We start from the raw sequence: 22,317 nt of genomic DNA, 5'->3' as shown, positions 1-22,317 counted from the left end.
TCAGACCTCCTGGGCGTCGTATTTGATGCGGGGATCGGCCAGCACATAGGCGATGTCGCCCAGCAGCTTGATCACCAGCCCCACCAGCGTGAACAGGTAAAGGGCCCCCAGCACCACCGGGAAATCCCGGCTGACGATGGATTCATAGGAAAGCAGCCCCAGCCCATCGAGAGAGAACAGGCTCTCGATCAGCAGGCTGCCCGTAAAGAAGGCGGAGATGAAGGTGATGGGAAAGGCCGTGATCATCGGCAGCAGCGCGTTGCGGAACACGTGCTTCCACAGGATGGTGCGTTCCGACAATCCTTTGGCCCGCGCGGTCAGCACGTACTGCTTGCCCAGCTCATCCAGGAAGGTGTTCTTCGTCATCAATGTCTTGATGGCGAAGTTGGACACGACCGACGCCGTCACCGGCAATGTGACGTGCCAGAGATAATCCAGCACCTTGCCCGGTGCACTCAGCTGGTCCCAATTCTCCGACACCAGCCCGCGCAAGGGGAAGATGTCCCAGAACGACCCGCCGCCGAACAGCACGATCAGCAGCACGCCCAGCACGAAGCCCGGCACGGCATAGCCCAGCAGCACCGCCACCGTCGTCACCACATCGAACCTGGACCCCGACCGCACCGCCTTGGCCACGCCCAGCGGGATGGAGATCAGGTAGGTCAGGATGAAGGTCCAGGTGCCGAGTGCCACCGACACGCCCAGCTTGGACTGGATCAGGCTGGACACGCTCTCGTTGCGGAAATAGCTGTCGCCCAGGTCGAAGCGCAGGAAATTGCCGACCATCAGGACGTAGCGTTCCAGCGGCGGCTTGTCGAAGCCGTAAAGCGCTGTCAGCTGTTCCACCTGCCCGGCATCGATGCCCTTGCGTCCGCTATAGGTCCAGCCGCCCTCGACCGGCCCGCCCTCCGCCCCGGCGCGGGCCGAGGCATGGTCCATCTCGCCCAGCGCATGTTCCACCGGCCCGCCGGGCACGAACTGTGTCACCAGAAAGGTGAAGGTCAGCACGCCCAGCAAGGTGGGGATCATGATGAACAGGCGCTTGATGATGTAGGGCCACATGGAGGGCAATCCGCTTTGGAGCGTAGCGCGGATTAGCGAAGCGTAATCCGCGGAAACCCCGTTGATGGTGTTCCGCGGATTACGGCTGGCGCCTAATCCGCGCTACGAAGCAGGTTCACGCCGGCGCGTAATCGCCCGAATAGGAACGCGCCTTTTCCAGCAGGCCCGTGCGCTTCCACTGCAAATCCAGGGCACCCGGCGTATAGACCTGCGCCCCGCCGATCTGGGCGGCGATGGCCTGCAACCGGGCGCTTTCCTCGATCAGCAGGATCAGCTGCGCGGTCTTCAGGATGCCCTTGCCCCAGAAATTCGCCCCGCCATTGCTTTCCAGCAGGGCCGGCGGCGGGGCCAGTTCCGGATGATTGTCCAGCCGCTCCTGCACCACGCTCAGCACCGACCTTGTGCGCTCCAGATGGTTGGGGATCTCGCGGGCCAGCAGATGGCGCTGTGCGGCGACATACAGGATCGGGAACGGCTTGTGCGACAGCGACCATGCCGCCAGGTGCGGCGTATGGGCATGGATCAGCGTGTCGCTGTCCAGCCGCTCGTCGGACAGGATATGGTCCTTATGGTCGGAGAATTTGGTGATGGAGATCTTCACCTCCTTGTCCCGCGTCCAGGGCGAAGGGAAGCGCACCGACAGCAGTGTGTCATGCCCCGGAATGCGATGGGCGATGTTGAAGATCAGGCTGGCGGTCAGGGTGCCGCTATCCTTCAGGAATTCAAACGCAAAGGCGCTGTCGGTCTTGGCCTGGGCCACATATTCGGACAGTTCCACATCGGTCAGGGTATTGGTCATGGTCGGTCTCCTTTTGGGAAATGGGGGTTATTCGGCAGCCACCGCGCGGGCGGCGGCATGGGGATGGCCGGGGCGCGGCAGACCCAGATGCTCACGCAGGGTCGCGCCCTCGTAGTCGGTGCGGAAGATGCCGCGGCGCTGCAGCTGCGGGACCACCAGATCGACAAAGTCGCGCAGACTGTCGGGCAGCAGCGGCGGGATCAGGTTGAAGCCGTCGGCGCCACCATTGATGAACCAATCCTCGATCTGGTCGGCCAGCTGCTCCGGCGTGCCCAGCAGCACCCGGTGACCGCGCACGACGTTGAAACGCAGGATCAGCTGCCGGATGGACAGGTTCTCGCGGCGTGCCAGCTTCAACAGCTGCTGCCAGCGGCCCTTGCCATTGGTGGGCTCCGGCAAATCCGGCAACGGCCCGTCCAGGTCGTAACCGGTCAAATCATGGCCGCCCAGTTCGATCGGGCCGGTGAAATTCACCGACGCCTGCAGCGCCTCGAACTTGTCGCGGGCCTCCTGCTCGCTGGAGCCGATGGCGAAGGACAGGCCGGGCGTGATCTTCAGATGATCGGGATGGCGGCCATATTTGGCCATGCGGCCCTTCACATCGCTGTAATAGGCCTGCGCATCCTCCAGCAGCTGGACGGACGCATAGATCATTTCCGCGTACTTGGCGGCGAACTCACGGCCCGTATCGGAATTGCCGGCCTGGACGAAGACGGGATAGCCCTGGATGGGCCGGGCGATGTCCAGCAGGGCATCGACCTTGAAATACTCCCCCGCGTGATGGACGGGGTGTATCGATCCCGCATCGAGAAACACGCCCGTCACCTTGTCGGGATGGTCGAAGGCGCCGTCTTCATAGCTGTCCCAAAGCTGGCGAGCGACGTCGATGAATTCCCCGGCACGGGCATAGCGCGCGGCATGTTCCAGCGGATTATCCACCCCGAACGTCTTGCCCGCCCCTTCGGACAGGGATGAGACGACATTCCAGCCGATGCGCCCGCCCGACAGATGGTCCAGCGACGCCAGCCGGCGGGCCAGATTGAACGGCTCGTTGAAATTGGTGTTGGCGGTGACGACGATGCCGATCTTCTCGGTGATCGCCGCCAGTGCCCCGGCGAGCGTCAGCGGCTCGAACCCTTGGCCCGCCGGGCGCCTTCCGGCACCGCGCACATCGGCACCGCCGCTACCCACGAAATCGGCGAAGAACACCGCGTCCAGCTTGCCCCGCTCCGCCGTCTTCACCTGTTCGGCCCAGTAGGCGAAGGACGGGTTGCCGCCGCCCGGCGATTGCGGCTGCCGCCAGGCGCCCGGATGATGGCCATGCCGGGTCAGGAAGACGTTCAGGACCAGTTGGCGCTTGGGTCCAGCCATGGCGGAAACCTCCGGGCAGGCGCACGTCTCCACACGCCCGCAAGGGACGCCGGTTGCACGCCGCGAAATTGGTGAAATCAGGGATCGGGTCGGGGAATTCCCCGGTGATGGGATAGGAACATATCACAGCGGAGACTGTCAATATATTAGACGTGGCGCTGTGAAATTGGACAATACTGGCAGTGTGAAATCACTCCGCCGCCAGCGCCGCCCGCTTTGCCACCAGCCGTTCGGCCTCGGCCAGCGGGCCATGGACGATCCAGTCCGCAACGTCGAAATCCCGCTCCAGGAAGCCCCAGTCGCGCAGAAAATCCTTCTGCGCCGCCAGCCCCGCCACATATTCCGCCGTCAGGCGCGGACGCAGGCTGGTGGCCAGTTTGGGGAAAGTGGCGGCGGTGATATCCGGCCCCACGCGCCCATCCTCCTCCGCGATGGTGGCGATGGCGGCATCCGGTTTGGCCACGGCCCAGTCCGACGCCTGCAACAGCACCGACAGGTAGCGCACCACCAGGTCCGGATGCTTGTCCAGGAAGTCGCGATGCACGGTCACCGGGCGCGGCGTGCCGTTATTGATGCGGCGCAGCGGATCGGCCTCATCGGTCAGGCGCACCAGTTCGCGCAGGTGCGGCTTGCGGTCGGCCGCCAGCTTGTAACCCGATGCCTGGCGCAGGAACACCGCATCCACCCGGCCGGTGGCCAGGGCCGCCAGTTCCGCCGCCCCCGACGGGCCGGGATTGTCACCCGCCGCCCGGTCGATGACGATATCAACGAACTCCACATCATCGCGGCCCAGCCCGACGATGGACAGGGCATTGGCGAAACCGTGGAAGTTCGCCCCGCGCTGGAAATCGATGCTGATCCCGGCATAGAGCGGCACGCCCAGGCGCTTGCACTTCAACTGCCGCAGGTCTTGGATGCCGCTGTCCGACCGCACCACCACCGACTGGAACTCATCAACCCAGGTGATGCCCAGCACGACACTGTCGGCACCGCGTGCCCGCGCCCAGATCGGCGGGATATTGCCGCCCTCCCGGAACATCGAGGTAATGGAATGGTCGAAATGGCTTTCGCGGACGGCGCGGTCATTGCTGTCACGCAGCGAATGCAGCGTGACCTCGCCCGGATCGAACTCCGCCGCCAGCCATCCATTGCGGATGGCGATGGTGGAGGCGGTGGCCCCGCCGCAGCGGGTGTACCAGATATCGACAGGAGACTTGCTCATCGGAACACTCCTTTATGCGGATGATTGCCGTAGGTCAGGTCGAGCCGCAGGCGAGCCCTGACAAGCGACGGTGCCTGTGAAGTCAGGGCTCGGGGCTTCGCCCTCGACCTTACCTACGGGGCACACCTCAGAACCGGGCGGTGACGGACGCCAGCACGCTGCGCGGCTTGCCATAAAGCTGCGAGCTGTAGCCGCTGGACACCGGCAGGGCGTGGTTCTTGTAGACCTTGTCGGTCAGGTTGTTGACCGACAGGTCGAAGGACAGCGTGTCCTCCTCATTGACCGACCAGCCGACATGGGCATTGAACAGGGCGAAGCCCTTCTGGTTCAGCAGCGGGTCGGGTGCGGTGATCTGCGACGCGATGGTCGGGTAGAAGTAATAGCGCGACCGCCAGTTGCCATCGACGCCATAGGTCAGGCTGCCGCCACCGGGCAAACCGTGGGTATAGCTGGCGATGACGCTGGCCGTGTATTTGGACGTACGCGGCGTGCGCGCCCCCAGGATCGTCGCCGTCTGGCCGAAATCCTCGGTATATTCGCTGTCCAGGATGCCGGCGGAACCCGACAGCTGGAAGCCGGGGAACGGCACGGAATTGAAGCGCAGTTCCACGCCCTTGATCTCCGCCGCACCAGCATTGCGGAACAGCACGGTGGCATTGTTGGGCAGCGGGTCGATCTGCGTCGGCACATTCACGACCAGGTTCTTATAATCGTAATAGAAACCGGTCAGGTCGATGGACAGGCGCCGGTCGAAGAAATTGCTCTTCAGGCCCAGTTCATAGCTGTCGATCTTTTCCGGGTTCAGGGAATAGATCTGGTTGACGCGGATGGCGGCGGGCCGGGCGCCGGTCGCGGCCAGCGGCAGGGACAAGGTACCCGTGCTGGTCGCCGGGATCAGGACATTGCCCGTGGTGGTGTAACCGCCCGGCAGCACGCCATGGGCATAGCGGAAATACGTCCGGAACTGCTCATCGAAGATATATTCCGGCGTCACGTCATAGGTCCAGGACGTGGATTTCTGCGACGCACGCTCTGTGAATACCAGGTCGCGGGGTGCGTAGCTCTGGTAATTCACCTGCGGCAGATTGGCGATGAAGGTCGCCTGGGTGCCGGCGATGTTAGCCGCACTGTACGCCCAGTCGAAGCTGCTGGTCTCCCGCGACCAGCGCACGCCACCCGACAGTTTCAGCGCATCGGTGAACTTGTAACCAAGATTGCCGAAGCCGGCGATGCTCTTGGTTTCCTGGCGATAGGCGCTGTCGGTAAATTGCGGCCCAGCGCCCCAGGCATTGCCGGTCGCGGTGGCGGAACCGGGATTGCCACGTACGTAATAGGCCTGGACCGTGCGGTTATCCAGTACACCCTTGAAGGCATAGAGACCGCCCAGCCAGGTCAGCTTGCTGTCATCGTTGGAGGTGATGCGCAACTCCTCGCTGATTTGCCAGCTGTCATAGTCGGTGTCCGACTGGCTGAACGGAATGCCGTTATTATAGAAGGGGCTGGCAGCCGGGATGGGGGCCGAACCCGACCCAACCTCCTGCTTGTTATCCTCATACGCGGTGATGGAGGTGACGGAGAACCCCTCCCCATCCCAGACGATCTTGGCATTGGTGCCGCGTGCCTTCAGCTTTTCCGGGCTGGTATCGGCCCAATGCGTCTCATCCTCGTCCCCCACCACATAGCCGGTGGTATAGACCGACCGCCAGGCCGGGGTCGTCGTCGTGGTGAAGGTGGAGGGGGCGTAGCGATAGCCTTGCTGCGCGCCGGAGAAATCGCGACCATGCACGTTCAGCTGGATCGACAGATCCTCGGTCGGCTTGAACAGCAGCTGCACGCGGCCGGAGACATCGCTGCCGCCCGGATGATGGCCACCGGTGAAGGTATTCTTCTGCCAGCCGTTCCAATCATTGTAATAGAAGGCGGCACGGGCCGCGACCTTGTCGCCGATCACCGGGCCGCCGACGGCGCCCTCCAGCTGCTTCTCGTTGAAGCTGCCGAAGCCCAGCTTCAGATGGCCATCCTTGTTGAAGGACGGGGCCTTGGAGACGTAATTGACGGCACCGGAATTGGAATTCTTGCCCCACAGCGTGCCCTGCGGGCCGTTCAGCACCTCCACCCGTTCCAGGTCGTACAGCGGGTACCCCTGGTTGGCGATGTCGGCGATATAGACATCGTCGTAATAGATGCCCAGCGGGTTGACCGTGTTGTTGCCGGTATTGTTGGTGCCCAGGCCGCGTACGAACCAGCGGGCGCGCGAGGGGCCGTGCGGCTGCAATGCCTGGGCATTGGGCACGAACTGCAACACGTCATTGGTCGTCTTGATCTGTTCGGCCTTCAGCAAATCCTCGCCGGTCAGCACCGACAAAGCCAGCGGCACGTCCGACGCGCGTTCGCCACGGCGCTGGGCATAGACGATGATGTCCTCGATGATGCCGGCTTCCGCCACTTCCGTGGGGTCGGCGGCCACTTCCGCGACCTGGGCGGCACCGGCGGGCACGTCATTGGCAAAGGCACCGGCGGGAACGGCCACCAGGGCCAGGGCGCTGACGGATTGCAGCAGGCGGCGGGTACGGGTCATTCTCTCTTATCCTTGGAATTCGGTCTTGAAAGGCGCACCCGTCCCATCGGCGCCGATCATCGGGGCGCCCCTGCCATAACGGATGCGGATTATCCGGGGGGTTGTTGTCAGGGGACCGGACCGGCGGCGCGCTCACGGGCGCATGCGGCCGGCGGTCCCGATCAACAGCTGGTCTTTGCCTTCACGGCGATGGCGCTCATCGACATCCATCCTTGTTCGCGGGACCCGCCGCCCCACTGGCGACACCGGCCCGCCATCCCGTCACTTCAGGATGACAGATGCATGTCTAATATATTGGATGATGCGCCGCAATAACATCTTTGTGGAAAATGTGAAAATTTTATCCAGAACAACATTTCAGGAATGTGGATTATGTGAAATCAATGCTCGTCACCGGCGCGGTTGCTGGCGTGCAGCCGGGCATACAGCTCGCCCTTGGCCAGCAGGCTGGCGTGATTGCCCTGTTCCACAATCCGCCCCTGGCGCAGCACGGCGATGATATCGGCATCGCGCACGGTGGCCAGACGGTGGGCGATGATGATGCTGGTCCGGCCCCGGCACAGCACGCGCAGGGCCTTCTGGATCGATTGTTCGGTGAAACTGTCGATATTGGCCGTCGCCTCATCCAGGATCAGGATTTTGGGATCGGCGACCAGGGCGCGGGCGAAGCTGATCAACTGCCGCTGGCCCACCGACAGGTTGCCACCGCGCTGGCCCAGCTGCGTGTCGTACCCATCGGGCAGGCGCATGATGAAATCATGGGCGCTGACCGCGCGGCAGGCCTCCTCCACCCGCTCCCGGCTGACGGTCCCGTCAAGATAACGGATATTGTCCAGGATGCTGCCGGTGAACAGGAACGGGTCCTGCAACACCATGGCGATGGATTTACCCAGCGATGCCTGTGTGACGTCACGCACGTCGCGCCCGCCGATGCGCACTTCCCCATCCCAGACATCGAAGAAACGATGCACCAGGGCGGCGATGGATGACTTGCCGGACCCGGTGGGCCCGACCAGGGCCAATGTCTGGCCCGGCTTCACTTTCAGGTCGATATCATGCAGCACCGGCAATCCCGGTCGGTACCCGAACGTGACATGGCGCAGTTCCACCGATGGCGGCACATCGCCCAGCGGCGTGGCGTCATGCTTGTCCTGGATGGTGAGGGGCACATCCAGCACCTCGAAGATGCGATGGCCCGCCGTCACGGCGCGTTGCAGCACCGTATATTGCAGTGACAGGGTACGGATCGGGTCGAAGAAGCGCTGCACATAGAAGATGTACGCCACCATGACGCCGACATTCAGGTCGCCCGAAAGCACGGCATTGCCGCCCACCACGATGATGATGGCCATGGCCGCCCCGGTCAGCGCATCGACCGTCGGCACCATCAGCTGTCCCGCCCAGGCAGAATCCGTCTGCGCCTTGAAATTATCCTCCGCCTTGCGGCGATAGATACCCAGATTGAACGCTTCCCGCCGATGTTCCTGCACGGTACGGATGCCGGCGATATTCTCCGCCAAGGCCGCATTGACGATGGACGATGTGGCCCGCGCCCGCCTAAACCGCGCCTGTGCCCAGGGCAGCCATAAGGCCCGGATACCAACCAGCACCGGCAGCAGCGCCAGGGTCAGCAAGCCCAGCTTCCAATCCATCCATAACAGTACGGCGGTGATGCCGACCAGCAGGAACAGGTCGCCCAGCGCCGTCACCGACTGTTCCAGGAATTCCTGCAAGGAATTGACGTCACCCTGCAGGCGCGACATCAGCCGCCCCACCTGCATCTGGTCCAGAAAGGACAGCGACACCGCCTGCAGATGCGCGAACATCGCGCGGCGCAGATCGAAGATCACCCGCTGCGCCAGCCGCGCCGACAGCCATTCCTGCAGGAAGCTGAAAACGCCATTCACCGCCAGCAGCAGGGCGAACAGGGCCAGCGCCGTATCCAGCCCCACCGTCCCCTGCCCCACGGCCGCATCCACCGCATGGCGGATGCTGACCGGCAGCGCCACCTGCGCCAGCGTGTAGAGCAGCACCGACCCCAGCGCCACGCCCAGCTGCCGGCGATAAGGGCGCACGAAACTCCAGAAGCGGCGGAAGACCTGGCCATCCAGGCGGGCAAAGCCCTCCTCGTCACCCAGGTCGCGCTCCTCCTGCCCATGACGCCGGGTGATCAGGGTGGAAACACTCATATCGCCGTCTCCAGGGCCAAAGGTGCCGTCTCGTTCTGCAACCGCCACAGCGCGGCGTAGCGGCCGTCCAGCGCCAGCAGCCCCTCATGGCTGCCGCGCTCCACGATGCCGCCCTCGTCCAGCACGATGATCTCATCCGCCCGGCGCAGGCTGGCCAGGCGGTGGGCGATGATGATGGTGGCGGCATTCTCCAGCGCCTGGTCCAAAGCCGCCGACAGCCGTCGCTCCGTCACCGCATCGATGGCCGCCGTGCTGTCATCCAGCACCATCACCGACGGCCGGGCCAGCAGGCCGCGGGCGATGGCCACCCGCTGGCGCTGCCCGCCCGACAGGCCCACCCCGCGCTCCCCCACCGAACTGTCATAGCCTTCGGGCAGAGTGGCAACGAAATCATGGAACTGGGCGGTCTCCGCCGCCTCCCCGATCGCCTCCCGCCCCGCCTCGGGATCGGCATAGGCGATATTGTCGGCGATGGAGATGTCGAACAGGAACACATCCTGCTGCACCACCAACGCCGCCCGGCGCAGCGACGACAGGCTGACATCGCGGATATCCTGCTCATCAATGGTGATGCGACCGCTATCGACGTCGTAGAAACGGGGGATCAGCTTGGCGATGGTGGACTTGCCGCTGCCCGGCGGGCCGACAATGCCCAGGCTGCGGCCCCGCCGCACTGCAAAGCTGATATTCTTCAGCGTCACGGCGGCCGTCGCCCCGCCCGGATAGGCAAACCCGACATTCTCGAACCGCAGCACCCCCTCACCCACCTTCAGATCGGGTGCGTCCGGCCTCTCCACGATGTCGGGCCTTTGGTCCAACACCTCGAACAGCCGCGCGCCCGAAGATGCCGCCCGCGCGCTGGAATTGACCACCATGCCCACCTGCCGCACCGGCTGTTGCAGGATGGTCATGAAAGCGAGGATTTCCGTCAGCCCGCCCACCGACAGCAGCCCCGCCGCCACTCGCTGTCCGCCGATCAGCAGCACGGCGGCCATGGCGCTATAATAGGCCAGGTTCATGATGGTCACCGACCCGGTCCTGAGCGTGATGCGGCGGTTGGACAGCAGCAAGGCGGCTTCCGATGCCTGGTCGAACTTCGCCATCTCGAAATCCGTACCGGCAAAGGCGCGCACCACGCGCACGCCCTGCAAATTCTCTTCCATGGTGCGGGTGATGCGGCCCATCAGCTGCTGCAACCGCACCCAGGACACGCGCAACCGCGCGCCCATCCGCGTCGCCCGCCACACCACGAACGGCACGAAGGACAGGGCCAGCGCCCCCGTCACCGCATCGACATGCAGCAACCGCCAGCTTCCCACCCCGACCAGCAGCAAAAGCACCACCAGCCGCAGCAGCCCCGATTCCAGGAAGGTGCGCACCCCCTCCAGGTCCAGCATGCCGCGCGTGATCAGTTCGCCGGAATGCATGCCGTCATGATAGGCGGCCCCCAGCCCCTGCAATTTCCGGAAAAATTCCAGCCGCAGGTCCAGCCCAACGCGCTGCGCCACATATTCCCCGAAATAACCCTGCAGCCCCGTGGCGATACCGCGCCCCAGCCCGGCGGCCACCGTCAGCAGGGCGATGAACCACAGCGCCGAAACCGCCTGCTCCTGCCCGGCCCCACCGGCGGACAGCAGCCCATGCGCCCGGTCCACCGCCGCCGCCAGCAGCCCCGGCGTCACCAGCCCCAGCACCGCCGACAGCAGGGCGCAGCCCAGCGCCGCCAAGCACCGGCCCGGATGGCGCCAGGCCAGACCGGCCAGCCGCGCCAGCACCCGTGGCATGCCGCGCGCATCCAGCGTGGGCAGGCTTTTCCAGTCATCGGTCGCTTGGGCTGGCGCCATTTTCTGCCGTCCGGGTCGGATTTTTCGATGTCAATATAACCCCATATCAGGCAATATATTGTCATTCAACCGCGCCGGACGCAGGGATGGCATCTGTTATAACGACGGCGTGTCGTACATTATAATTGCATTATGTCTGTTATATTGTCATTCTTCCTCCAGACACCGCCCCGGCCGAATTGGTGAGCCAGGACGGTATCGATGGAGGTTTCGATGGTTGAGTTCCACTGGCGCCTGCCCACGCATGGCGATCGCGCCGACGTCTCCCTGCCGCATGACACGCGCGGCGACTGGGGTCCGCTGAAGGCGGGCAATCAGGCGCCCGGTCTGGTCGGCGGGGAACAGCCCGACGGCATCCCCTATCACGACCATCTGCTGGAAATCGCGCGGGCGGCGGAACTGGCCGGCTTCGATGGTGGTCTGGTGCCGTCCTTTCCCAATACCGACGATCCCTGGGTGATCGGTGCGGCCATCGCGCGCCACACCAAGGCCTTCAAATTCATGATCGCCTTCCAGCCGGCCTGGATCGACCCCGCTTACGCTGCCAAGGCAGCGGCCAGTCTGCAGCGCCTGTCGGGCGGGCGGCTGAATTTCAACATCATCACCGGCGGCGGCGGCCCGTCGCAGCTCTGGTGGGGCGATCGCATCGCCCATGATGACCGCTATACCCGCACCACCGAGTTCCTGGATGTGTTCAAGGGTCTGTGGGAAGGCAAGCCCTTCTCCTATCAGGGAAAATTCTTCCAGCTGGACAATGCCCAGCTGCCCACCCCCCTGGCCGGCCAGGCCTTCCCCAGCCTCTATTTCGCCGGCTCGTCCAATGCCGCACTAGAGGCCCAGGGCAAGCATGCCGATTTCAACCTGACCCATATGGAACCGCTGGAAAACCTGCGCATCAAGTTCGACCGGGTGCGCGAACTGGCGTCGAAGGAAGGCCGCAAGGTCAAACCCGCCGTGCGCTTCAACATCCTGGCGCGGGAGACGGAAGAGGAAGCCTGGGACGAGGTGCGCCGCGCCTGGACCAATGTCGATTGGGACGAACGCGACCGCCAGCTGAAGGCCCGTGGCCGCGGCGACGGCATCGGCTCGCCCCTGCCCCCGCACCTTGTCCCCTCGCGCGACAAGGACCCCAAGGATTTGCAGATCGACGGTTTCTTCTCCGGCCTGGGCGTCCTGGGCGGCCAGGGCACGCCCCTGGGCGTGGTCGGATCGTATGAGACGGCGGCGGCGCGCATCGACACGCTGATCAATCTCGGCGTCGAAGGCTTCATCCTGGCCGGCTCCCCGCATCTGGAGGAAGCCTACCGCATCGGCGAGGAAGTCATCCCCCTGGTGCGCGGGCGCAAGGCGAAGTTCGCCGAGGCGGCGGAGTAATCCGCGTTCCGTCATTCCTATTTCGAACGGAAATATCATGGCGACCACCAAACCCTTCCTGGCCGCCTCGCCCCTGCTGCGCCTGCTCGCCATCTACCGGGAGATGCCGGTGCGCTTCACGGCCACCGCGCTGCTGTACGCCATCGTCAACGGCTCCATGGCCTGGCAGCAATGGCTGATCGGCCACGCGGTGGACGAGGTGCGCAACGGGCAGGTCGTAAAGCTCCTGCCCGACGGCGGGCTGGATTTCGACCGGGCCTGGTTCTGGCTGGCGGCCCTGATCGGGCTGGCCACATTGCGTTCGGCCATACAGTACGGGGCGGGCGTGCTGGCCCTGATCATCGGCCAGGAACTGCTGACGCTGATACGCGAGCGCATCCTGTCCCAGGTGCAGCGCCTGGATCTCACCTATCACTGGCGCCACGGCATCGGTGAGTTGATCACCCGCACCACCCGCGACAGCGACAAGGTCCGCGACGCATTGGTCGGTTTCTGGCGGCAGGTGGTGGAAACGGGCATGGTGCTCGTCTCCTCCGTCGCCATCCTGTTCTGGTACGCGCCCACCCTGGGCATCGTACCGCTGCTGGCCATGCTGACCGGCCTGACCGTGCTGATGCGCCAGGCCGACCGGCTGGTGGCGCTCGACCGCGTGGTGGGTGAGGCGTACGACGCCGTGAACCAGGATTTGTCGGAAGGCATCAACGGCGTGCGCGTGGTCAAGGCCTTCGGGCTGGAGGAAACCCGCATCGGCCGCTTCCAGGCCCAGGTCACCCGCTTCACCGACGCCGCGCGCGACGCCATCGCCTATGCCACCCGCAACATCCCCCTGCCACAGACCATCGTCGCCATCTCCCATGTCTGGGTGCTGGGTTACGGCGCGCTGCTGGTGGGGACGGACCAGTTGACGGTGGGCGGGCTGGTGGCTTCATTGCTGGCCGCCAACACCCTGGTCCTGCGGGTGGAAGGCATCGGCACCGTCATCCAGACCTTCGCCGATGCCCGCGCATCCGCTGGCCGCATCTGGGATTTACTGGATGAGGAACCGGCGATCAAGCCCGGCGACCGCACCCTGGCCGCCGGCCTGCTGGGCATCCGCCTGGAACGGGTGCGGCTGGCCGCCCCTGGTGGTGGTCGCGACATCCTGCGCGACCTGTCGTTGCGGGCCGATCCAGGGGAGATCGTGGCCATCGTCGGCAATACCGGATCGGGCAAAAGCGCTATCCTCAGCCTGCTGCCGCGTCTGGCCGATATCGATGGCGGGTCGATCCTGGTCGGGTCCGACACGCGCGGCTGGGCCGATATCCGCGTGCTGGAAACCGGGTCTTTGCGCCGTCACGTGCATGTCGTGCCGCAGGAAAGCTTCCTGTTCTCCGACAGTCTCGCCGCCAATCTGCGCTTCGCCAAGCCGGAGGCCAGCGACGAGGATTTGCACCACGCTCTGGCTTTGGCGGCGGGTGAGGAAATCCTGGACCATCTGCCCGACGGCTTCGACACGCGTCTGGGCGACCGGGGCGTCACCCTGTCGGGTGGCCAGCGCCAGCGCCTATGCCTGGCCCGCGCGCTGCTGTCCGGTGCCTCCATCCTGGCCCTGGACGACGCCACCAGCGCGCTGGACGCCGCCACCGAACGCCGCGTGCTGGAAAATATCCGGGGCCTGCGCGACGTCACCCTGCTGGTCGTCTCCTCCAAACTCTCGACCATCCTGATGGCCGACCGGGTGCTGCTGCTGGCCGATGGCCGCATCGCCGCCAGCGGCACGCATGAGGAGCTGGCCGCCACCAATCAAGCCTATCGCGATCTGATGGGGATCTGACGATGCCGCCCAACCGCAATCTGAAAGCCCTGTCCGATATCGAGATCGAGGAGCATCTGGCCAAACAGTCGCTGAACCGATCCATGGCCAAACGCCTCCTGCCGCTGCTCGGCCCCGTAAGCCACCGTATTGCGGCGGTCATCGGGATCGAGGCACTGTTGGCCGTGGCCGTGTTCCTGCGGCCCTTCTTCATCGGCTATGTCATCGACCATGGTTTCATCAAGGTCGGCGACCATTGGCAGACGCAAAATCAGGTTATCCTCTGGGCCGCCATCGGCCTGTTCACCACCTGGGCCCTACGCTTCGCCCTGGGCGGCCTGTCGCGCTATCTGGCCAGCACGGCGGCACTCAAGGTGCTGAACGGGTTGCGCATCCAGGTCTTCGCCCATGTCCAGGGGCTCAGCGTCGGTTATTTCGACCGTACCAAGGCCGGCCGCATCATCTCCCGCGTCGACCGCGATGTCGACACGCTGGAACCCCTGCTGATCCAGGGTCCGCCGGAGCTGCTGTCCGCCCTGCTGCGCTGCGGGCTGGCCGGCATCCTGCTCTGGACCATCAGCCACGACCTGTTCCTGTCCCTGGCCGGCATCGTGCCCGTACTGGTCGGCGCCACCATCCTGTTCAAGCGGGTGTCGCAACGCAACTGGGCGCGGGTGGCGGAGGCGCGCAGCCGCTTCACCGCGCATCTGGTGGAAAGCGTGTCGGGTGTGCGCCTGATCCAGCAGATGGTGCGCGAACAGCAGAACTGGGACCGTTACTCCTGGCTGGTAAGGGATTTTTCCTGGGCCCTGGTCAGCGGCAATATCCGCGCCGGTTGGTTCGCCCCCTTCACCGCCGTGCTGACCACGGCCGGCATGGCGGTGATGCTGGTGGTCGGTGCCCGCGGCCTGGCGCTGGGGGAGATCACGGTGGGGCAACTGGCGCAAAGCCTGTTCTTCGTGTTCCAGTTCTTAGGGCCCCTGCAGGAGTTGAACGACCTGTTCGAACGCTATGCCAATGGCTCCGCCTGCGCCCAGCGCATCTTCCTGACCCTGGATACCAAGCCCGACATCGTTGATGCCGACGATGCCGTCGATCTGCCCGCCGTGCGCGGTGATGTCGGCTTCCACAATGTCCGCTTCGCCTATGACCCGCGCCGCCCGGAACCGGTGATCAAGGAACTGGACCTGCATATCAAGGCCGGCGAAGTGCTGGCCATCGTCGGCCCCACCGGCCATGGCAAAAGCACCCTGGTCCAGCTTCTCACCCGCTTCTACGACGCCAATGGCGGGGCGGTGACCATCGACGGCCATGATGTCCGCACCTTGTCACAGCGCAGCCTGCGCCGGCATGTCGGCGTGGTGTTGCAGGACAATGTCCTGTTCGGTGGCACCATCCTGGACAATCTGCGCCTGGCCCGCCCCGGCGCCAGCGACGACGATCTGATCGCCGCTGCCCGCGATCTGGGTGCGGATGAAGTGCTGGAAAGCCTGCCGCACGCCTACCAAACCCAGGTCGGCCCCATGGGCAGCCATCTCAGCCTGGGCCAGCGCCAACTCGTCTGCCTGGTCCGCGCCTATATCGCCGACCCGGCCGTGCTGGTGCTGGACGAGGCGACATCGGCCGTGGATGTCCACACCGAACGCCGCATCCAGCGCGCCTTGCGCCGCCTGTGTGAAGGCCGCACATCGATCATCATCGCCCATCGCCTGGCCACCATCCGCGACGCCGACCGCATCGCCGTGATCCGCCAGGGCCGCGTCGTGGAAATCGGCAGCCACCAGGCCCTGATCGGCGCCGGCGGTGCCTATGCCGGGCTCTACCGGGCGTATGAGGCGAATACACTTGGGCTAGTATCGGGGGCGGTGCCGGTGGGGTGACCATCATTGCACCCGCCGCCGATGTCGGGTACCCCCATGACTGGGATGTGACGGGTTGCGGGGACCGGCCGTGGAACTGATCGTGGAAATGTGGGGCGGCTCGCACCTCTACGGCACGGCCACCCCGCAATCCGATCTGGATTACAAGGGCGTGTTTCTGCCCGCCGTCCGCGACATCCTGCTGCAACGCGTCCCCGCCACCATCAATGAAGGACCGGACAAGGCCCATGGGCAGAAGAACGCCCCCGGCGCCATCGACCGCGACCTGTTCAGCCTGCAGCGCTATCTGGACCTGCTGGCGGAAGGCCAGACCCTGGCGCTGGAGATGCTGTTCGCCCCCGACAGTGCCCTGATCGGCGCGCCGCACCCGCTTTGGCGGGAAATCCAGGCCAACCGCCACCGTTTCCTGTCGCGCAAGGTCGAAGCCGCCCTGCGCTATTGCCAGCGTCAGGCCCACCGTTTCGGTGAGCGTGGCCAGCGCCTTAATGCCGCCCGTCTGGCGCTCGACTGGCTGAACGCGGCGGAGGCGCTCCACGGGCCGGGTGCCGCCCTGGGCACGGCCGACCCGCAGGCGGGTCTGGCCGATACCGGTCCCCATATCGGCTTCGTCGATCTGGACATGCCGGGTGGCAACCGGGTCCGCCATCTAGAGGTCTGCGGCAAGAAACTGTCCTTCCAGGCTGGCATCCGCAATGCGCGCGATGTGGTGGAACGGCTGCTGGCCGATTATGGCCGCCGCAGCCTGGATACCGCCGCCGCCGGCGGCATCGACTGGAAAAGCATGGCGCACGCCGTGCGGATCGGCCGGCAGACGCTGGAACTGCTGACCAGCGGCCACATCACCCTGCCCCTGCCCGACGCCGCCGAAATCCTGTCCATCCGCCAGGGGCTGGTGCCCGTGGACAGGGTGGAGGAAATGGTGGAAGCCCTGATGGCACAGGCGGAAGCGGCGGCCACCGCCTCCCCCCTGCCCGACCAGCCGGACATGGACTATATGGAAACGCTGGTCCTGCGGGCCCACCGCGCCCGCATCTGCGACGGAGCCTGACGAGATGAGCCATGAAGCCATCGATCCCGCCATGCGCGTCCGGGTCCAGGCGGAACTGGACCGGATGGCGGCGGAGAACAGGGTCACCATCCTGTTCGCCATCGAATCCGGCAGCCGGTCCTGGGGCTTCCCATCGCGCGACAGCGATTATGACGTGCGCTTCGTCTATCTGCGCCCCGTCGCCGACTATCTGTCGGTGACGCCGCAGCGTGACGTGATCGAACGGCCCATCGACCCGGTCCTGGATATTGGCGGCTGGGACCTGCGCAAGGCGCTGCAACTGTCCCTGCGCTCCAATGCCGCCCTGCTGGAATGGCTGTCCTCCCCCATCTCCTATCAGCCAGAGGCGCCGTCCGTCACCACCATCCGGCAATTGGTGGCGGATGCCGCCGATCCCAATGCGCTGGCCGGCCATTACCTGCATCTGGGCCGGCGCAGCCTGGAAAAGGTGCGCGAAGGCGGTGATGCCGCCCGGCCCAAGGATTATTGTTATGCCCTGCGCGCCGCCTGCTGCCTAGAATGGCTGGTCAGGCGGCATGCACCACCGCCGATGGACATGCCCTCGTTGCTGGCCGGCCTGACGCCGTCTGACGATGTGCGTTCCCGCGTCGCCGACCTGGTGGCCCGCAAGGCCAATGGCGGGGAACAGGATCGGCAGCCCCACGACCCCGTCTTGGACCGGTTCCTGGCCGAACGGCTGGACCCCACCCCGCCGCCCCTGCCTGCCCGCGACCGGGATGCGGCGGCGGCAGCCATCGACCGGGCCTTCTGCGCCATCGCTCTGGCGCAATCCTGAACGCCTCGCCGCTGATTGTCGCTTGCACAGTGTCGTCTAATATATTAGACGTATAGGCGTTAAATCACCATCCATTCCCGCCTGCACGGCCCTTTCGCCTACGTCGCGCACCCTTGCCGACGTTGCCGGCCCGCCTGTGCCCGCAACAATCCTTGCATCATAAGGAATCCACCATGCCCGACATCCACGCCCAGGCCCCCGTGGCCGATAACAGCACGCTCGACAAGATCTGGTTCACACGCTGCCCCGTGCCCACCGCCACGGGTCTGGCCTACAAGCTGGGCTGGCTGGGGGGAGAGTTCACCAATGACAAGATCGAACTGGAAACCCTGCAGGAAACCGGCCAGCAGCAGCTGCGCCGCCATCATTACGACCATGACCTGCCCTCGCTGATCCGCGAGGGTGGTAATATGTTGGCATTGGGGGCACGGGCCCAAGGGGCGCCGACCCGCCTGATCGGCCTGACCTGGATCGATGAATGGCAATCCATCCTGGTCCGTCCCAACAGCGGCATCACCGAGCCCAAGCATCTGAAGGGCAAGAAGCTGGCCCTGCCCAGCTACAACGCCAACCCCATCCCCGACCATGTGCGCGGCACCTCCATCGCCCGTGGCATGTCGCTGCATGGTTACAAGGGGGCGCTGGCCTTCGCCGGCCTGACCTTCGACGATGTCGAATTCGTGGAGGTCGGGTCGGGCCGCGCCAATGGCCGTGGTGCCGATCTGGCTGGCGGCAATGATCCGCGTGGCGAGGGCGTGCGCGCACTCTGGGCGCTGGACGCGCTGGCGGCCGGCCATGTCGATGCCGTCTATGTGAAAGGTGCGTCCGCCGTCGATGCCGCCAAGCAGTATGGCGTCGTGGTCGGCATCGATCTGGACAAGCTGCCCGAACGCCGGTTCCGGGTGAATAACGGCACCCCGCGCCCGATCACCGTCAACAATCACCTGCTGGAAAAGCATTTCGACCTGGTGGTCCGCTTCCTGGCCCAGACCCTGCGCGCCGCCGATTGGGCCGCCGGCAATCTGGAAGGGGTGAAGGACATCCTTCAGGACGAAACCCGCGGCAGCCGGGATGCGGTGACGGAGGCCTATGGTGCCGACTTCAACAAGAGCCTGCATCCCGACCTGTCCGAGGAACGCCTGACCCTGTTCGACCAGCAGAAGAAGTTCCTCTGGGTCCATGGTTTCCTGGACCATGATTTCGACCTGCATGCCTGGGCCGATCCAAGGCCGCTGGAAGAGGCCCGCAAGCTGTTGAACAGCCGGGGCTGATAGGGATCGGGGCCCGTCGCAGGACGGGCCCCGGTTTCTCTTGTTACCCGCCCCAATTCCGCGCTATCCTGCGGACCGTAATCACTCGAATTCCGGCTTTTTCCACCATGCGTCTCCGCGCGTGGCTATTGGCGTTGCGCAGGACATTCCCTGTGCGACGTCGCATTCAACGGCGTTTCACGATGTTGCGTAGCGTACGCTGCCAGCACCTGTGCAACACCACCGCCACAACCGTTTCACCCGGTTGCGCAGGAACGCCGCACGGAACAGGAAGCCCATCCCCGCGCAACGCCCCCCTCAACCCCGTTTCACGGTGTTGCGTATCAGGCCACGAACCGCCCTTCCGCCACGATCCTGTCCAGCGGCAACCGGTCGCTCAGCACCTCGCGCGCCCGGAACTTCTCCGGCAGTTCCTCCACCGTGCCGCGCTTGCCGATGATGATGGCGACATTGATGGCGTAATCATCCGGCACGCCTAGTGCCTCCTTCGCCGCCCCACGGTTGATGCCGCCCACCGTGCGGCTGTTCCAGCCCAGCAGGCTGGCCTGCAAGGACAGGCTGAAAGCGGCGGCACCGGTATCGAAGGCGTGCGAGGTGCTGTCATGCCATTCTCCATTGCGCTCGAACCGCTTCTCCGACAACACGAAGACGATGGCCGCCGCCTTGGCGGCCCAGGCGCGGTTGGTCTCCGCCAGCAGTTCCAGGAACAGCGGGAAATGCGGCGTGTCGCGCTTGGCATAGACGAAGCGCCAGGGCTGTTGGTTGAAACCGGACGGCGCCCACCGCGCCGCCTCGAACAGGGTCAGCAGGTCGCTGTCGTCGATCGCCTCCCCCGTCAGGGAACGGGCGGACCAGCGGTCGGTGAATTGGGCGGATACGGGATGCGCGCTTTGGCGGCTCGACATGGAAAGGCTCCGGAAGCTCAAGGAAAATGCAGGCACGCGGCTTGCCAAGTCCGGTGCGGCTCTTGTAAACCGCAGGGGCGGGCGTTCGGGCCGAAAGTGCCGCTATATTGGATGGACGTTATAACATACGTTTGTAAAATATAGTGGATGTTTTTGCATCCTGTGCCATGCTGCCTTTACAACCCTTGTGATGCGGAACGGGGCTGCGCCATGGCCAAGGACGAGATGCTGGACGACACGCTGGAAGCGGTGAAGCCCGACACCAGTGCGGATGAGCTGGGCGAACTGATCGGCGCCAACCTGAAGCGTATCCGCACCAAGCGCGGCCTGTCGCTGGAGGCGCTGGCCAAAGCCGCCGGCGTCAGCCGCGCCATGATCGGCCAGATCGAAACCGGCCGGTCCATGCCGACCATCGGCCTGCTGTGGAAGATCACGTCCGCCCTGGATATCCCGTTTTCCACGCTGATGGGCGGCGGGGAGCGGGCCAATCTGCGCGTCATGCGGGCGGCGGATGCCAAGCTGCTGACCTCCAAGGATGGCAGCTTCACCTCGCGCGCCCTGTTCCCGTTCGAGGGCGACCGCAAGACCGAATTCTACGAACTGGTGATGAAGCCGCGCAGCCTGGAAAAGGCCAGCGCCCACGCACCCGGCACCATCGAGAATATCGTGGTCACCAAGGGTCGGATCGAGATCAGCGTCGGCATGGACCATGTGACGCTGGATGCCGGCGATGCCACCTGGTTCAACGCCGACCTGCCCCATTCCTACGCCAATCCCGGCGAGGAAGAGGCGGTTATGTACATGGTCATCACCTATGCCCAGGCGGTTGGGTAAAATCCACCATCCACTATAACATCATTGTGTAAAATATATTGACACGCCGTCGCCGGTGGTGTGAATTTAGCGGACAGTTTCTCCAATATAACAGAAGTCGCGCCGTGGGTCCAGGAGATCCGGGCGGGCTTGGATGGAGTATCCGCGATGACCACCGAATTCTATTGGCGCCTTCCGCCCCAGGGCGATGGCCGCGCCGCCGACCGTCAGGACTGGAACCGGGGCGATTACACGCCCGCCACCGGCCACCGGCATGATTACGCCCGCACCGGCACGCGCCGCGACGGCTTCACCTATTACGACCTGCTGGTCCAGGTGGCCCGCGCGGCGGAACTGGCCGGGTTCGACGGGCTGTCGATCCCGCAGACCGCCGCCGGGGAAGAGCCGCTGATCGTCGCCGGCGCGCTGGCGCGGGAAATCCGCCGGCTGAAGCTGCTGCCCTCCTTCCCGGCACAGTTCATCGCCCCGGTCTATGCCGCCAAGATCGCCACCAGTTTCCAGCGTCTGACCGCCGGCCGGCTGGCCTGGCACCTGCACATCGATGATGGGCAGAACGGCGCCTGGCATGGCCGTTCGCGGTCGCGCGAGGAGCAGGTGGCCCGCACCGGCGAGTTCCTGGACATCGTCAAGGGCTTCTGGAGCGACACGCCCTTCGATTACAAGGGTGCCTATTACGAAGTGGAAAAGGGCGGCTTCGCCGGTCCCCTGGCGGGCCAGCCCCTGCCGGAAATCCACCTGTCGGGGGATACGGAGGGGGAGCTGGAGCTGGCCGCCCGCCATGCCGACATCTACCTGCTGACCCCGGCCCCGCTGGACCAGTTGAAGGCCCGCATCGCCGATATCCGCGCCCGGGCGTCCGGCCGGGAGGTTCGCTTCGGTCTGGCCGCCGATATCATCGCCCGCCATTCGGACGAGGCCGCCTGGACCCATCTACGCCGACAGTGGGAGGCGGCGGGCAGCCGCACCGTGACCCTGACCGGTGAAGAAGCCGACCGCCCCGACTTCGACAGTTTCCGCCAGACCGACGGCCAGTGGGCCGGTTTTGCCGCGCTGCGCGGGGAGGAAGGCGTGGGTCTGGTCGGCGGGTACGAGACCGTGGCCGCCACCCTGGCCGACTATGCCCGCGCCGGCATCGACCGGTTCCTCTTGGGGGCCAACCCGCACCTGGAGGAGGCCTATCGCGTGGGTGAGCATGTCATCCCCCGCGTCCGTGCCCTGCTCGCCGCCGACCGTTCCGCCGCCGCCTGACCCAGATCCGTAGGTCAGGTCGAGCCGAAGGCGAGCCCTGACAGAACAAGCCCCATGCCTTTGCCGTCAGGGCTCGGCTGACGCCTCGACCTGACCTACGCCCC

The 22,317-nt window shown here is 65.1% G+C and carries 16 protein-coding genes; 8 read left to right on the top strand and 8 right to left on the bottom strand.

Annotation, left to right across the window (positions count from 1 at the left end; genetic code table 11):
* From ACM9HJ_RS25170 to ACM9HJ_RS25140, 7 genes are all read right to left on the bottom strand, one after another.
* Entirely contained in the window at positions 1–1,062 is a 1,062-nt protein-coding gene (locus ACM9HJ_RS25170) for a microcin C ABC transporter permease YejB (RefSeq protein WP_416574539.1), read from the bottom strand.
* A gap of 115 nt (positions 1,063–1,177) precedes the next feature.
* Positions 1,178–1,861 carry a class II aldolase/adducin family protein gene (locus tag ACM9HJ_RS25165; protein WP_416574538.1) on the bottom strand — a complete coding sequence of 228 codons (684 nt, stop codon included), beginning with the start codon at positions 1,859–1,861 and terminating at the stop codon, positions 1,178–1,180.
* A 27-nt stretch (positions 1,862–1,888) separates the two neighbouring features.
* On the bottom strand, positions 1,889–3,232 hold the full coding sequence (locus tag ACM9HJ_RS25160; RefSeq protein WP_416574537.1) for an LLM class flavin-dependent oxidoreductase: 1,344 nt from the start codon (positions 3,230–3,232) through the stop codon (positions 1,889–1,891).
* Positions 3,233–3,422: 190 nt separating this feature from the next.
* Positions 3,423–4,454, bottom strand: coding sequence for an ABC transporter substrate-binding protein (locus ACM9HJ_RS25155; protein ID WP_416574536.1), 1,032 nt, complete (start codon positions 4,452–4,454; stop codon positions 3,423–3,425).
* Between the two features lie 127 nt (positions 4,455–4,581).
* The gene (locus ACM9HJ_RS25150) at positions 4,582–7,032 is read right to left on the bottom strand and encodes a TonB-dependent receptor (protein ID WP_416574535.1); all 2,451 of its coding nucleotides are present in this window, start codon (positions 7,030–7,032) and stop codon (positions 4,582–4,584) included.
* Positions 7,033–7,412: 380 nt separating this feature from the next.
* On the bottom strand, positions 7,413–9,221 hold the full coding sequence (locus ACM9HJ_RS25145; protein WP_416574534.1) for an ABC transporter ATP-binding protein: 1,809 nt from the start codon (positions 9,219–9,221) through the stop codon (positions 7,413–7,415).
* Complete coding sequence (locus ACM9HJ_RS25140; RefSeq protein WP_416574533.1) at positions 9,218–11,065, bottom strand: ABC transporter ATP-binding protein; 1,848 nt, start codon at positions 11,063–11,065, stop codon at positions 9,218–9,220. Before ACM9HJ_RS25140 ends, ACM9HJ_RS25145 begins: the two co-directional genes overlap by 4 nt.
* Positions 11,066–11,278: 213 nt before the next feature.
* Here ACM9HJ_RS25140 and ACM9HJ_RS25135 point away from each other — a divergent pair, with 213 nt between their 5' ends.
* The 6 genes from ACM9HJ_RS25135 (at position 11,279) to ACM9HJ_RS25110 (ending at position 19,226) form a co-directional block, all read left to right on the top strand.
* A complete protein-coding gene (locus ACM9HJ_RS25135; RefSeq protein WP_416574532.1) occupies positions 11,279–12,439 on the top strand; it encodes an LLM class flavin-dependent oxidoreductase in 1,161 nt (386 codons plus the stop codon).
* Between the two features lie 37 nt (positions 12,440–12,476).
* Positions 12,477–14,252 (top strand): ABC transporter ATP-binding protein, encoded by a 1,776-nt coding sequence (locus ACM9HJ_RS25130; protein ID WP_416574531.1) that lies wholly within the window; start codon positions 12,477–12,479, stop codon positions 14,250–14,252.
* 2 nt (positions 14,253–14,254) lie between these two features.
* Entirely contained in the window at positions 14,255–16,111 is a 1,857-nt protein-coding gene (locus ACM9HJ_RS25125; protein ID WP_416574530.1) for an ABC transporter ATP-binding protein, read from the top strand.
* 55 nt (positions 16,112–16,166) lie between these two features.
* Positions 16,167–17,159, top strand: a complete 993-nt coding sequence (locus ACM9HJ_RS25120; RefSeq protein ID WP_416574529.1) for a DNA polymerase beta superfamily protein — start codon at positions 16,167–16,169, stop codon at positions 17,157–17,159.
* A gap of 4 nt (positions 17,160–17,163) precedes the next feature.
* The gene (locus ACM9HJ_RS25115; protein ID WP_416574528.1) at positions 17,164–17,955 is read left to right on the top strand and encodes a nucleotidyltransferase domain-containing protein; all 792 of its coding nucleotides are present in this window, start codon (positions 17,164–17,166) and stop codon (positions 17,953–17,955) included.
* A 173-nt stretch (positions 17,956–18,128) separates the two neighbouring features.
* Positions 18,129–19,226, top strand: coding sequence for an ABC transporter substrate-binding protein (locus ACM9HJ_RS25110; RefSeq protein ID WP_416574527.1), 1,098 nt, complete (start codon positions 18,129–18,131; stop codon positions 19,224–19,226).
* A 323-nt stretch (positions 19,227–19,549) separates the two neighbouring features.
* Here the strand turns inward: ACM9HJ_RS25110 and ACM9HJ_RS25105 are convergent, their stop codons facing one another.
* Positions 19,550–20,131, bottom strand: coding sequence for a nitroreductase family protein (locus ACM9HJ_RS25105; protein ID WP_416574526.1), 582 nt, complete (start codon positions 20,129–20,131; stop codon positions 19,550–19,552).
* A 210-nt stretch (positions 20,132–20,341) separates the two neighbouring features.
* On the opposite strand from ACM9HJ_RS25105, the gene ACM9HJ_RS25100 reads away from it, so the two are divergent.
* Positions 20,342–20,965, top strand: coding sequence for a helix-turn-helix domain-containing protein (locus ACM9HJ_RS25100; protein ID WP_416574525.1), 624 nt, complete (start codon positions 20,342–20,344; stop codon positions 20,963–20,965).
* Positions 20,966–21,112: 147 nt separating this feature from the next.
* On the top strand, positions 21,113–22,213 hold the full coding sequence (locus ACM9HJ_RS25095) for an LLM class flavin-dependent oxidoreductase (RefSeq protein WP_416574524.1): 1,101 nt from the start codon (positions 21,113–21,115) through the stop codon (positions 22,211–22,213).
* Positions 22,214–22,317 lie beyond the last annotated feature (104 nt).

This window comes from Niveispirillum sp. KHB5.9 (assembly GCF_048066115.1).
GTDB lineage: Bacteria > Pseudomonadota > Alphaproteobacteria > Azospirillales > Azospirillaceae > Niveispirillum.
Note: the sequence above shows the minus strand (reverse complement) of the source record. Positions and strands in the feature narration are given on the sequence as shown.